This window comes from Streptomyces sp. CA-142005, from assembly GCF_050942335.1.
Taxonomy (GTDB): Bacteria; Actinomycetota; Actinomycetes; order Streptomycetales; family Streptomycetaceae; genus Streptomyces.
Genome location: NZ_CP192078.1, coordinates 6816914 through 6829450, shown reverse-complemented (window position 1 = coordinate 6829450; position 12537 = coordinate 6816914). Strand labels below are relative to the sequence as shown.

Here is a 12537-nt window from a genome sequence, read left to right as displayed (position 1 = left end):
CTACCCGAAGCGGGCCGTCACCGGACCTTCGGCTGCTGCTGGGTGATGCAGTGGATGCCGCCGCCACCGGCGAAGATCTGGCGCGCGTCCACCAGCGTGACCGTCCGCTCGGGGAAGAGGCGGCGGAAGATCCCGGCGGCGATCTCGTCGCGCGGGTCGTCGAAGCCGCACAGCACCACGCCGCCGTTGCAGATGTAGTGGTTGATGTAGGAGTAGTCGGCCCAGTGGCCGTCGGCCTCCAGGACGGTCGGCGCGGGGACCTCCACGACCTCCAGGGCCCGGCCCCGGGCGTCGGTCTGGGAGCGCAGGATGCCGATGACCTCCTTGGTGACCTCGTGGTCGGGGTGGGCCGGGTCCGGCTGGGAGTGCGCCACCACGACGCCGGGCCGGGCGAAGGCGGCCACGATGTCCACGTGGCCCAGCGTGCCGAAGCCGTGGGGAGGGTAGTCGCCGGTGAGGCCGCGTGGCAGCCAGATCGCCTTGCTGGTGCCGAGGTGGGCGTGGATCTCGGCCTCGACCTCCTCCTTCGACCAGTGCGGGTTGCGCTCGGGGCCGAGCTGCACGGTCTCGGTGAGCAGCACGGTGCCCTCGCCGTCGACGTGGATCGCGCCGCCCTCGTTGACCAGCTTCGAGGCGTACGTCTTCGCGCCGGCGAGGTCGGAGACATACGCGGCGATCTTGGAGTCGTTCTCCCAGCGCGCCCAGTCCTGGGCGCCCCAGCCGTTGAACGTCCAGTCCACGGCGGCCAGTTCGCCCTTGCCGTTGGTGAGGAAGGTGGGGCCGATGTCCCGCATCCAGGCGTCGTCCAGGTCCCGTTCGACGGTGTCGACGTCCGGGCCGAGCAGCGCCCGCGCCTCGGCGGACTGGCCGGGCCCGCAGACCACGGTCACCGGCTCGAAGCGGCGGATCGCGCGGGCCACCGTGGCCCAGGCGGCGCGGGAGGCGGCAAGGTCGTCCGGGTCGTCGAAGGTCGGGTTGGGGCTCGGCCACGCCATCCAGGTGCGCTCGTGCGGGGTCCACTCGGCGGGCATGCGGAAGCCGTCGGCGGCAGCAGACATGGTGTTCCTTAGCGGGATCAGAGGAAGTAGAGGCGGTTGAGGGAGACGGAGTCGGCCGGTTCGGAGCGCAGCGGGTCGCCGTCGAGGGTGACCAGACCGGTGCGCTGGTCGACGTCGACCGCGCCGATGCGGGCGTTCAGCCGCAGGTCGGCCGGGCCGATGCCCCGGGTGCCGCGCACGGCGACCCTTCTGCGCCGGGTCGGCATCGTGTCGTTGCCCTGGTCCACGGCCGCCCGGGCGACGAACGCGACCGAGAGGTCGGCGGCCGTGGCGCCGTACGAGCCGAACTGGGGCCCCAGCACGAGGGGTTCGCAGGTGTCCGTGGCCGCGTTGGGGTCGCCGACCACGCCGTACGCCGGGAAGCCGGCCTTGAGGACGAGCTGCGGCTTGGCGCCGAAGTACTCCGGGCGCCACAGCACGATGTCGGCGAGCTTGCCGATCTCGATCGAGCCGACCTCGTGGGAGAGGCCGTGCGCGAGGGCGGGGTTGATGGTCAGCTTGGCCATGTAGCGCAGGACGCGTGCGTTGTCGTCGCCCTCGCCGTCGCCCTCCATCGGGCCCAGCTCGGCCTTCATCTTGCCGGCCATGGCGAAGGTACGGCGGACCGTCTCGCCGGCGCGGCCCATGCCCTGGGCGTCGGAGGAGGTGATGCCGATCGCGCCCAGATCGTGCAGCACGTCCTCGGCGCCCATGGTGCCGGCCCGGATGCGGTCGCGGGCCATGGCGGCGTCGCCGGGCAGGTCGGGCTTGAGGTCGTGGACGGAGACGATCATGCCGTAGTGCTCGGCGACCGCGTCCCGGCCGAAGGGCAGCGTGGGGTTGGTGGAGGAGCCGATGACGTTCGGCACACCGGCCATCTTGAGCACGTTGGGCACGTGTCCGCCGCCGCAGCCCTCGATGTGGAAGGCGTGGATGGTCCGCCCCTCCAGCACCCTCAGCGTGTCCTCGACCGACAGGCACTCGTTCAGGCCGTCGCTGTGCAGGGCGACCTGGACGTCGTGCTCCTCGGCGACCCGCAGGGCCGTGTCGAGGGCCCGGGTGTGGGCGCCCATGTCCTCGTGCACCTTGAAACCGGACGCGCCGCCCTCGGCCAGCGCCTCGATCAGGGGGGCGTCCGAGGAGGACGAACCCCGGCCGAGGAAGCCGATGTTGACCGGCCAGGCATCGAAGGCGTTGAAGGCGTGCCGCAGCGCCCAGGGCGAGTTGACGCCGACGCCCCACACCGGACCGAACTCCTGGCCGATGATCGTGGTCACGCCGGAGGCGAGGGAGGCCTCCATGATGCGCGGCGACAGCAGGTGGACATGGGTGTCGACGGCCCCTGCGGTGGCGATCAGCCCCTCGCCGGAGACGATGGAGGTGCCGGTGCCGACGACGACGTCCACACCGTCGAGGGTGTCCGGGTTGCCGGCGCGGCCGATGGCGCAAATGCGCCCCTCCCGGATGCCGATCGACACCTTGCGGATGCCCTGCACCGGGTCGATCACGACGACGTTGCTGATGACGACGTCACAGGTCTCGCGGACGGCGGCGGCCTTGAGGTGCAGCCCGTCGCGGGCGGTCTTGCCGAAGCCGGCCAGGAACTCGTCGCCGTAGCGCTGGGAGTCGGACTCCACGCGGACGGTGAGCCCCGAGTCGCCGAGGCGGATGCGGTCGCCGGCGCGGGGGCCGTGGGTGGCCGCGTAGGCGTGCGGGTCGACGTGGACCGCCCGGCTCACCTCTCGTCCCTTCGAGCGGCTCATCGCTCCCCGCCTCCTTCCGGCGTGACGGCGTGTGCGGTTCCCAGGTATCCGCAGGCCGCGGCCCTGCGCAGGGCCTCCTCCTTCGCTCCGGGCGCGTCCAGCGGCCCGTCGACCAGCCCGGCGAAGCCGATCGCGATCCGGTGGCCGCCGATCGGCACGAGACCGACCTCCTCGCTCTCGCCGGGGCCGAAGCGCATCGAGGAGCCCGCGGGGACGGCGAGGCGCATCCCGTAGGCCTTCTCCCGTACGAAGTCCAGCCGCGGGTTGGCCTCGAAGAAGTGGAAGTGGGAGGTGACGGAGACCGGCACGGTCGCGGTGTTGGTGACCGTGAGCCGCACGACCGCCTCGGGGTCGGCGTGCTCGGGCCCCGGCAGCAGCGCGCCCGGAGCGTCCTTTCCCAGACCGCCGCCGATGGGGTCGGAGACCACCGCGAGCCGGGAGCCGTCGTCGAAGACCGCCTCGACCATCACCTCGGTGACGACGTCGGCGACGCCCGGCAGCACGTCCTCGGGGCCGAGCACGGACCGGGCCGCCTCGATGGCCTCGGCGAGCCGCCTGCCGTCCCGCGCCGCCTCGCACACGGTGTCCGCGATCAGCGCGGTCGCCTCCGGCACGTTCAGCCGCAGGCCGCGCGCCCGGCGGGCCCGGGCCAGCTCGGCGGCCCCGAAGAGCAGCAGCCGGTCACGCTCCGTGGGAGTCAGTCTCACGACGCGGCACCTCCTTGTCTTTCCATACTTTAGAACATCACTCTAAACGCAGAATTCATGAAACTGAAGCATTGACCGGAGGCCCAGGTCCACGTCACATTGAACGTCGCTCAAACCGAACCGGCGGTAGTCGAGGGAGACCAGCCATGCCGATAGAACAGCGCGGAGTCGACACCATCCCGGACGAGGAGCGGACCAGTGGTCCGCGCGACCTCGTCTCGATCCTGCTCGGCTCCAACCTCTGCCTCGGGGTGATCATCTTCGGCTGGCTGCCCCCGTCCTTCGGACTCGGCTGGTGGGCGTCGGTCAGCTCGATCGTCGCGGGCACGATCGTCGGTACGGCGGTGACGGCACCGCTGGCCCTGATCTCCCTGCGCACCGCGACCAACCTCTCCACCTCCTCCGGCGCCCAGTTCGGCGTCCGGGGCCGGCTCGTGGGCTCGGTCGTCGGCCTGCTGCTCGCCCTCGGGTACACCGCGCTGACGGTGTGGATCGGCGGCGACGTGGTGATCGGCGTCCTCGGCCGGATGGTCGGGCTGCCCGCGGACGGGCTGTCGTACGCCGTCGTCTACGCGCTGCTCGCCGGTGCCACGGTCGCGGGCGCGGTGTACGGCTACCGGGTGCTGCTGACCATGTCCAAGGTCCTGTCCATCGGCATGACCCTCCTGCTGGTGCTGGGCGTGTTCGCCTACGCCCCGCACTTCACCACCGCGGCGCTGCCGCAGACCGGCGGCTACCTGCTCGGCTCGTTCTGGCCGACCTGGTTCCTGTCGGCCGTGGCCGCCGGCCTGTCCGGTCCCATCGCCTTCATCACCCTGCTCGGGGACTACACCCGCTACATCTCCCCCGCCCGGCACTCGGGCCGCCGCGTTCTGAAGGCCACGTGGGCGGGCCTGATCCTGGGCCTGCTGGTGCCGCAACTGTTCGGCACCTTCACGGCGTACGGCGCCCACGCCGCGCTCGACTACGCAGGTCCGCTGGTGACGGCCTCCCCCACCTGGTACCTGGTCCCGCTGCTGCTGGCCGCCTCGGCCGGCTCGGTCGGCAACGCCGGTCTGATGCTGTACTCCATGGGCCTGGACCTGGACGCCATCCTGCCGAGGGCATCCCGGGCCCGCGCCACCCACACGGTCGCGATCGTGGCCACGGCCTGCGTGTTCGTCGGCCACTACGCCTGGAACGCGCAGTCCGCGATGACGTCCTTCGTCCTCCTCCTCACCGCCATCGGCACCCCCTGGGCCGTGATCACCCTCATCGGCTTCGCCCGCTGCCGCGGTGTCTACGACGCCGACGCCCTCCAGGTCTTCAACCGCCGTTCGCGGGGCGGGATCTACTGGTACCGGGCCGGCTGGAACATCCGGGCGACCGTCTCCTGGGCGCTGGGCGCGGGCGTCGGTCTGCTGGCCGTGTCCCTGCCGTCGTACCAGGGCCCGCTGCTGCACCTGACCGGCGGCGTGGACTGCAGCTTCCTGCTGTCCGGCGCGGTCGGCGGGCTGATCCACCTGATCCTGGCGCCGCGCCAGCAGCCATCGGCCCGCGTCGAGGCCGCGCAGGAACCGGTCGGCGCGGAGAGCCGGGGCTGAGCGAGTCCCGGCGGAGTCCGGTGCAGTTCGGTCAGGCGGTCACCCCGCCTCCAGCCCCGGCAGGAACCGCTCGGCGCCGAACGCCGGCTTCAGGTCGGTGAACCAGGTCGCGCCCTCGTCGTACGCGGCGAAGAACGGCCGGTCCACCAGCTCGGGATCGCGGGCCTGGATGAGGTGGAGGACGAAGACCTTCTCCCCCGCCACCTCCGCGATGCCGTCCACGCAGACCTTGCCCGGCATCGCCGACATCACCGGTCCGCGCACCGTGCGGGCGAGCCCGGAGACCCGGGCGTAGGCGTCCCGGAAGATCGCGTGGCCGCGGGCCAGCGGCACCCCAAAGTAGCCCTGCGGGCCGGTGTCCCGCTCCACGAACTGGTAGTACGGCACCGCCCCCAGCGCGGTCGTCTCCTCCCACAGCTCCGCCCACGCCTCGGCGCTGTCGTTGATCCCGGCGACCAGCGGGCCCTGGCAGCGGATCACGGCGCCGGTGTCCCGCACCCGGCGCATCGCCTCCCGCACCGCCGGCGGGCGCAGTTCCCGCGGGTGGGTGAAGTGGGCCATGAACGCCAGGTGGCGGCCGCTGGCGACGACCTTCTCGAACAGCCGCAGCAGGTCGTCGGCGTCCCGGTCGGTCAGGAAGCGGTACGGCCAGAAGGCGAGCGACTTGGTGCCGATCCGGACCGAGCGGACGGTGTCGATGGCGAGCAGCGGCTCCACGTAGCGGCGCAGCACCTCGGTGCCCATCACCAGCGGGTCGCCGCCGGTGATGAGCGTGCTGCTCACCTCGGGGTGGGCGCGCAGATAGGCGCTGGTGGCGGCGATGTCGTCGGTGGCGATGCGCAGCTCGGACTCGCCGACGAACTGCGGCCAGCGGAAGCAGTAGGTGCAGTAGGCGTGGCAGGTCTGGCCCTGCCGTGGGAAGACCAGCACCGTCTCGGGGTACTTGTGCTGGAGTCCCGTCAGCCGGCGGCCCTCGTGCACGGGGACGTTGGCGTCGAGCTGGCCGGAGGGGTGCGGATTGAGCCGCATCCGGATCTCGTGCGCGGCGCGCCGGACCTCGGTGGCGGGCGCGTCCCGGGCGAGCAGGTCCACCATCCGGCGCAGTTCGTGCGCGGGCAGCATGCCGCTCTGCGGGAAGGTCAGCCGGAAGACGGGGTCGTCGGGGACGGCTGTCCAGTCGATCAGTTCGTCCACCACGTAGGAGTTCGTACGGAAGGGCAGGACCGCCGACACGGCCCGCAGGGCCAGCCGTTCGGCAGACGGCAGGGACACGCGGTCCAGCAGTCCGTCCAGGTCACGGGGGGTGAAGGCGCGGTAGCGGGGTTTGGCGTGCAAAGCGGGGTGGTGCGCTGAACTCATGTGTGCCAGGGCCTCTATTCTGTGCCAGGTCCGCTATTCCGTGACCATGACCGGGGGTCGCAACTCCACGAAGGCGGCCGCCGACGCATCGTACTTCTCCGCGTAGTGCTGGATGAGGAGCGCGTGCAGCGGACTTTCGTCGTCGACCACGATCGGCTCGTGCCCACCCGGCGCGGTCAAGGCCTCGCTGTAGGCGGAGAGTTGGCCGCGGCGGTGCCGGGCCAGGTACGACACCAGGTCGGGCGCGGCGACGTACAGGCGGTCCTCGACGGACACGAACGGGCAGCGGAACTCCCGGCGGACGTCGGAGGCGTCCACCAGGGTGAGCGGCAGCCGGGTGAAGTGCTCCATCGGCTTGCTCTGCCCCCACAGCTCGTCGAAGCGCTGCTCCACGAAGGTGCCGAGCGGCGAGCGGACGGCGACCTCCAGCTGGACGCCCTCGCCGGAGAGCCGGCCCACCGTGAGGAAGGAGACCAGACAGCGCTCGTCCCAGCGGTAGAGCGTCACACCGGGGGACGTCTGGCACAGGCGGACCTCGAGCAGGGCGCGGGAGCTGTCGTCCAGACGGCGGGCGAAGTGGTCCAGGGTGCGCAGGTTGCGCATGATGTCGCGGCGGATGTCGGCGCTCTGCTCGCCCAGTTCCCGGCCGCGCAGGATGACGGCGAGCGAGTCGGGGTCCAGCAGCAGGATCTGCACCCGCGCCCCGTGCGCGGTGGCCGCCCTTATCCCCCGGAAGAGACGCTCGGAGAACTGCGGCCCGAACAGGTTGGAGAAGGTGTCCAGCACCTTCACGCAGGCCGTGGCGCCGTGCACCTGGGAGGCGAACCACTCGTAGTCGAGCCGGGTGTGCTCACGGACCCGGCCCTCCTGGGCACGGGAGATCAGCGGGCCGATCACGAACACGGTGATGACCACGCCGACGAGGTCGGTGCCGAGATTGAGGGCGAGGTTCTGCTGGTAGGCGTCCATGCCGTGAGCGGTCCACAGCAGCAGGGCCGCGCAGCCGGCGAGGGCCGCGAGCGCGGTGAGGCTCTGCGGCCGGCGCGGGGTGCGTAACGCGCGCAGCAGCCAGCGCAGTCGTGGCACCGGCGACCATGCGTTCACGTGCCCCTCCCCCCGTGCCGGGTGTCGTCCCGGACGTGTGTCCGCGGGGGCACGCGCCCCCGCGGAAGGGGTGGATACCCGGACGGGAGTGGGGGTACGCCTCGAACGCGCGCGCCATTCGCTTCCGTTGGGCGGCCGGAGCGGCGGACCTCAGCCGATCTTGTGCATCCAGCCGTGCTTGTCCTGCGTCACACCGCGCTGGATGCCGAGCAGGGCCTCGCGCAGGCGGAGGGTGACCTCGCCGGGGGTGCCGTCGCCGTGGGTCCAGGCGTCCGTCTTGGTCTTGACGTGGCCGATGGGCGTGACCACGGCGGCGGTGCCGCAGGCGAAGACCTCGGTGAGGGCGCCGGAGGCCGCGTCCGCACGCCACTGCTCCAGGGTGATCACGCCTTCCTCGGCGGTGTAGCCGAGGTCGCGGGCGACCTGGAGGAGGGAGTCGCGGGTGATGCCCTCCAGGATCGAGCCGGTCAGCTCCGGGGTGACGATCCGGTCGCCGTAGACGAAGGCGACGTTCATGCTGCCGCTCTCCTCGACCTTGGTGCGGGTGACCGCGTCGAGGTAGACGACCTGGTCGCAGCCGTGCGCGGCGGCCTCGGCCTGCGGCAGCAGGGACGCGGCGTAGTTGCCGCCGGTCTTGGCGTCGCCGGTGCCGCCGGGGACGGCACGGACGTGGTCCTCGGAGACCCAGATGGTGACCGGCTTGACGCCACCGGCGAAGTACGCGCCGGAGGGCGAGGCGATGAGCATGAACAGGTACTCGTTCGCCGGGTGCACGCCGAGCGCGGCCTCCGTGGCGAACATGAACGGCCGCAGGTACAGGGACTGTTCGCCGCCGTGCGGCGGGACCCAGTCGGCGTCCTGGGTGAGCAGCGCGTCCAGCGCGGCGATGAACAGCTCCTCGGGCAGCTCGGCCATGGCCATGCGGCGGGCGGAGTTGCGGAAGCGGCGGGCGTTCGCCTCGGGGCGGAACAGCGCGATCGAGCCGTCGGGCTGGCGGTAGGCCTTCAGTCCCTCGAAGATCTCCTGGCCGTAGTGCAGGACGTGGGTGGAGGGGTCGAGGGAGATCGGGCCGTACGGGACGAGCTGGGCGTCGTGCCAGCCGCGGCCCTCGGTCCACTTGATCGTCACCATGTGGTCGGTGAAGTGGCGGCCGAACCCGGGGTCGGCCAGGATCGCCTCGCGCTCGGCGGCGGCGAGGGGACTGGCGGAGGGCTTGAGCTCGATCGTGGGCGTCGTCATGAGTGGTTTGTCCTTCACCGGTTGTAGTGACGGGCCGCGCTCACGCCCCGTCACTGCGACCTGTCAGTGTTAGGACGTCCGAGCTTTCCCTCATACCGCGGCTCCGCGTCCGATTATCGCGCGGGCCCCGCAGCGGAAGGAATGGGGGTGAAAGCGGCCCAGGGGTCGATGGTGGCACCCGGCGGGGACATGGGAAAGCCGCCGGGCGGTCGTCCGACCCGGCGGCTTGGTGGGTGGTGCGCCGGGTCAGCCGGCTACTCGGGCGGCGAGCGCGTCGCCGATCTGCGAGGTGCTGCGGGCACCCAGCGCGGCGCGCTCGGTGAGGTCCGCGGCGACCGCCGTGTCGATGCGGTCGGCCTCGCCGTCGTAGCCGAGGTGGCGCAGCAGCAGGGCGACGGACAGGACCGTGGCGGTGGGGTCGGCCTTGCCCTGGCCGGCGATGTCGGGCGCGGAACCGTGGACCGGCTCGAACATCGAGGGGAACTCGCGAGAGGGGTTGATGTTCCCGCTCGCGGCGACGCCGATGCCGCCGGAGACGGCCGCGGCGAGGTCGGTGATGATGTCGCCGAAGAGGTTGTCGGTGACGATGACGTCGAACCGCGCCGGGTCGGTGACGAGGTAGATCGTCGCCGCGTCGACGTGGACGTAGTCGGTGGTGACCTCGGGGAACTCCTTGGCCACCTTGGTGAAGATGTTCGTCCACAGGTGACCCGCGAAGGTCAGCACGTTGTTCTTGTGGACGAGGGTGAGCTTCTTGCGCGGGCGGGCCTGGGCGCGGGCGAAGGCGTCGCGGACCACGCGCTCGACGCCGAAGGCCGTGTTGACGGAGACCTCGGTGGCGACCTCGTGCTCGGTGCCCTTGCGGATGGTGCCGCCGTTGCCGGTGTACGGGCCCTCGGTGCCCTCGCGGACCACGACGAAGTCGATCTCCGGCTGGCCGGCGAGCGGGGTGGCGACACCGGGGAGGAGCTTCGACGGGCGCAGGTTGACGTGGTGGTCGAAGGCGAAGCGGAGCTTGAGGAGGAAGCCGCGCTCCAGGACGCCGGACGGCACCGACGGGTCGCCGATGGCACCGAGCAGGATGGCGTCGTGCTGCTTCAGTGCGTCGAGATCGGCGTCGGTGAGGGTCTCACCGGTGGCGTGGTAGCGCTTGGCGCCGAAGTCGTACTCCTTGGTCTCCAGCTTCACATCCTGCGGCAGGACGGCGGAGAGGACCTTGAGACCCTCGGACACGACTTCCTGTCCGATGCCGTCCCCGGGGATCACTGCGAGATTGATGCTGCGAGACATGCGGGCACCCTACTCCTCGTCCCAGGGAATGACATGCCCCGTCCGCCATATGGACGACCTGAGCGGCGTGGACGGCATCGGACGAGGTGTCAGTGGCCGGTCTCGCCGCCGTTGTCGCGGCGGTCGAGGGCGCGCTGGAGGGCGGCGGCTGCGTTCTTGCGGTCGGACTCGCTCGCGCGGGACACGTGGCGGACTCGGCGGCGGACGGTCGTCTCGGCCATGGGAATCGACTCCTTCGCATACGGAGTGCGGCAATGAGGGGTTACGAGACGCCGGAAGGGGCGGGGAGCCGAGGGCCGCAGGGGTTGCCTGCACCGGGCCCGGCTCACGACCGCCATTCGCTTGATCGAGCGAGACGTTCGGCTCCTACAAAGTTAAGGGAGCGACCCGGTTCTGTCTGCACAATTACTCGGACTTCCTACTATCTGAGACGGTAGACCCCGTCACACCGCTCTGAGCTGGGCCTTCGTGTGTTCGGGTGACGGCGTTCCGAGGGACCGCAGGGTGCGGATCAGGACCCGTACGGCGCTGGTGGCGGCGAGCTCGGGGGTGGTGACGTAACCGACGGAGCGGTACGGCCGTTCCGGCCCGAGGTCGGTGATCTCGACGGCGGGCGGCGCCCCCGTGAGGGAGAGCGCGGGCATGACGGCCATGCCGAGCCCGCTGCCCACCATCGACAGCACCGCCCCGTCGTCCTCGGCGTTGACGGTCGCCGCCGGGATCCAGTTCTGGGCGGCCCACCAGGCACGCGTGTAGGAGCCGCAGTTCTCGGCCCAGTCGACGAGCGGCAGGGAGCGCGGATCGGGGTGCCCGGCCGGATGCACCAGGGAGTACGGCTCCTCCAGCAGCACCCCGCCGACCAGTCCGGCCGGCGGCGGCCCGCTGAGGGTGGCGATCCCGAGGTCGGCCCGCCCGGCGGCGACCTCGCCCGCGGCGCCGGCGCCCAGTTCCCGTACGACGGTGACGGTCACCTCGATGCCGGGGTGCTGTGTTGCGAGCCGTTCCAGGGCGGGCGGCAGCAGATGCAGGGCGGCGCTGCGGAAGGCGGCGATCCGCAGCGGCCCGGAGAGCTCGCCGGTGTCCGCCCCGCGGGCGTCGGCGGCCAGCGCCTGCAGCATGCGCAGCACCCGTCGCGCATGGGCGGCCGCCCGCTCCCCGGCGGGCGTCGGCCGGGCCCCGAACCGGCCGCGCTCGAAGAGCACGACGCCCAGCTTCCGTTCGATGCCGCGCACGGTGTGGGAGACGGCGGACTGGGTGGTGCCGAGCCGGGCGGCAGCGGCGGAGAAGGAGGCCTCGTCGGCCACGGCGACCAGGGTCCTCAGCTCCTGCGGGGCAAGGTCGACCGCTGTCATTCGGGGCTCCCACCTGCGTCTATGAGACTGCTTCATGGATCGGCGCGTTCCATGAGCCCAACCCCCTGCCCGCGTCCGGCATTCCTGCCTACCGTCCCCTGCCATGACCGAGACCGCGCTCACCGTGCAGCAGACCGCCCGCCCCACCGGCTTCCCCACCGCCGGACACTTCCGCTTCGCCGAGTCCCCGGTGCCCGAACCGGCGGCCGGCACGGCCCTGGTGGAGAACCTGCTGTGGTCCGTGGACCCGTACCACCGCGAAATGATGGACGGGGACTTCCCGTTGAACGCCCCGCTGGAGGGCCGCACGCTGGGCCGGGTCACCGCCTCCCGCACCCCGGAGCTGCCCGAGGGCGAGATCGTCTTCCACCGCCGGGGCTGGCGCACGCATTCGGTGGTGCGCCCCGAGGAGGTCCGCCGGCTCCCGCACCACCCGGGCGTGCCGCTGCCGGCGTATCTGAGCGTGCTGGGCGGCACGGGCCTGACGGCCTACGTCGCCCTGACCCGGATCGCCCGGCTGCGCGAGGGCGAGGACGTGTTCGTCTCCGGCGCGGCGGGCGGGGTCGGCACGGCGGCCGGCCGTTTCGCGCGGCTGCTCGGCGCCGGCCGGGTGATCGGCAGCGCGGGCACCGAGGAGAAGGTGAAGTACCTGACGGAGCAGGTCGGTTACGACACCGCCTTCGACTACCGCACGGCCCCGGCCGCCGACCTTCTGGCCGAGGCGGCACCCTCCGGCATCGACGTCTTCGTGGACAACGTCGGCGGCGCGCAACTCGGCGCGGCGATCGGCGCGCTGCGCGAGCGGGGCCGGGTGGTGCGGGTCGGCACGATCAGCCAGTACAACACCCCGGATGCCCCGCCCGTCGTCTTCGACCACGCCGATGTGGTCGAGAAGAGCCTGCGCATCGAGGGCTTCCTGGTGAAGGACCACCGGGACGCCCAGGAAGAGCTGTACGACTTCGCCGTACCGCATCTGCGCAGTGGGGCGCTGGCGGCGGACGAGACGGTGGTCGAGGGGTTCGGGCGGATCGTGGAGGCGTTCCTGCTGATGCTGCGGGGCGGGAACACGGGCAAGATCCTGGTCCGCGCGGCCTGACGCGCCC

At 71.8% G+C, this 12537-nt stretch carries 11 protein-coding genes; 2 read left to right on the top strand and 9 right to left on the bottom strand.

Features of this window, described 5'->3' with window-relative positions:
• Positions 1-17: 17 nt before the first annotated feature.
• From ACQPXS_RS31930 to ureA, 3 genes are read right to left on the bottom strand one after another with little or no spacing between them, the layout of a single operon-like run.
• Entirely contained in the window at positions 18-1058 is a 1041-nt protein-coding gene (locus ACQPXS_RS31930; RefSeq protein WP_433452763.1) for an agmatine deiminase family protein, read from the bottom strand.
• A 17-nt stretch (positions 1059-1075) separates the two neighbouring features.
• Entirely contained in the window at positions 1076-2800 is a 1725-nt protein-coding gene (locus tag ACQPXS_RS31925; RefSeq protein ID WP_433452762.1) for an urease subunit alpha, read from the bottom strand.
• Positions 2797-3507, bottom strand: coding sequence for an urease subunit gamma (gene ureA, locus ACQPXS_RS31920; protein WP_433452759.1), 711 nt, complete (start codon positions 3505-3507; stop codon positions 2797-2799). The genes ACQPXS_RS31925 and ureA overlap by 4 nt, the downstream gene beginning before the upstream one ends.
• Before the next feature lie 146 nt (positions 3508-3653).
• On the opposite strand from ureA, the gene ACQPXS_RS31915 reads away from it, so the two are divergent.
• On the top strand, positions 3654-5090 hold the full coding sequence (locus ACQPXS_RS31915; protein ID WP_433452758.1) for a cytosine permease: 1437 nt from the start codon (positions 3654-3656) through the stop codon (positions 5088-5090).
• Between the two features lie 39 nt (positions 5091-5129).
• On the opposite strand, the gene ACQPXS_RS31910 is transcribed toward ACQPXS_RS31915, so the two are convergent.
• The 6 genes from ACQPXS_RS31910 to ACQPXS_RS31885 form a co-directional block, all read right to left on the bottom strand.
• Positions 5130-6449, bottom strand: coding sequence for a KamA family radical SAM protein (locus ACQPXS_RS31910; RefSeq protein ID WP_433452756.1), 1320 nt, complete (start codon positions 6447-6449; stop codon positions 5130-5132).
• Between the two features lie 33 nt (positions 6450-6482).
• On the bottom strand, positions 6483-7553 hold the full coding sequence (locus ACQPXS_RS31905; protein ID WP_433452754.1) for a hypothetical protein: 1071 nt from the start codon (positions 7551-7553) through the stop codon (positions 6483-6485).
• A gap of 150 nt (positions 7554-7703) precedes the next feature.
• On the bottom strand, positions 7704-8792 hold the full coding sequence (locus tag ACQPXS_RS31900) for a branched-chain amino acid aminotransferase (protein WP_351812520.1): 1089 nt from the start codon (positions 8790-8792) through the stop codon (positions 7704-7706).
• Positions 8793-9038: 246 nt separating this feature from the next.
• Positions 9039-10082 (bottom strand): 3-isopropylmalate dehydrogenase, encoded by a 1044-nt coding sequence (locus ACQPXS_RS31895; protein WP_356317606.1) that lies wholly within the window; start codon positions 10080-10082, stop codon positions 9039-9041.
• A gap of 89 nt (positions 10083-10171) precedes the next feature.
• A complete protein-coding gene (locus ACQPXS_RS31890; protein WP_107100810.1) occupies positions 10172-10303 on the bottom strand; it encodes a hypothetical protein in 132 nt (43 codons plus the stop codon).
• Between the two features lie 222 nt (positions 10304-10525).
• On the bottom strand, positions 10526-11434 hold the full coding sequence (locus ACQPXS_RS31885; RefSeq protein ID WP_433452752.1) for a LysR family transcriptional regulator: 909 nt from the start codon (positions 11432-11434) through the stop codon (positions 10526-10528).
• A gap of 103 nt (positions 11435-11537) precedes the next feature.
• Between ACQPXS_RS31885 and ACQPXS_RS31880 the strand changes: the two genes are divergently transcribed.
• The gene (locus ACQPXS_RS31880; RefSeq protein ID WP_433452750.1) at positions 11538-12530 is read left to right on the top strand and encodes a zinc-binding dehydrogenase; all 993 of its coding nucleotides are present in this window, start codon (positions 11538-11540) and stop codon (positions 12528-12530) included.
• Positions 12531-12537: the final 7 nt, after the last annotated feature.

Bases quoted from the DNA above. Each gene is read 5' to 3' on its own strand.
- ACQPXS_RS31930 (WP_433452763.1), bottom strand. From the start codon at position 1,058: ATGTCTGCTGCCGCCGACGGCTTCCGCATGCCCGCCGAGTGGACCCCG.
- ACQPXS_RS31925 (WP_433452762.1), bottom strand. From the start codon at position 2,800: ATGAGCCGCTCGAAGGGACGAGAGGTGAGCCGGGCGGTCCACGTCGAC.
- ACQPXS_RS31915 (WP_433452758.1), top strand. From the start codon at position 3,654: ATGCCGATAGAACAGCGCGGAGTCGACACCATCCCGGACGAGGAGCGG.
- ACQPXS_RS31910 (WP_433452756.1), bottom strand. From the start codon at position 6,449: ATGAGTTCAGCGCACCACCCCGCTTTGCACGCCAAACCCCGCTACCGC.
- ACQPXS_RS31900 (WP_351812520.1), bottom strand. From the start codon at position 8,792: ATGACGACGCCCACGATCGAGCTCAAGCCCTCCGCCAGTCCCCTCGCC.
- ACQPXS_RS31895 (WP_356317606.1), bottom strand. From the start codon at position 10,082: ATGTCTCGCAGCATCAATCTCGCAGTGATCCCCGGGGACGGCATCGGA.
- ACQPXS_RS31890 (WP_107100810.1), bottom strand. From the start codon at position 10,303: ATGGCCGAGACGACCGTCCGCCGCCGAGTCCGCCACGTGTCCCGCGCG.
- ACQPXS_RS31885 (WP_433452752.1), bottom strand. From the start codon at position 11,434: ATGACAGCGGTCGACCTTGCCCCGCAGGAGCTGAGGACCCTGGTCGCC.
- ACQPXS_RS31880 (WP_433452750.1), top strand. From the start codon at position 11,538: ATGACCGAGACCGCGCTCACCGTGCAGCAGACCGCCCGCCCCACCGGC.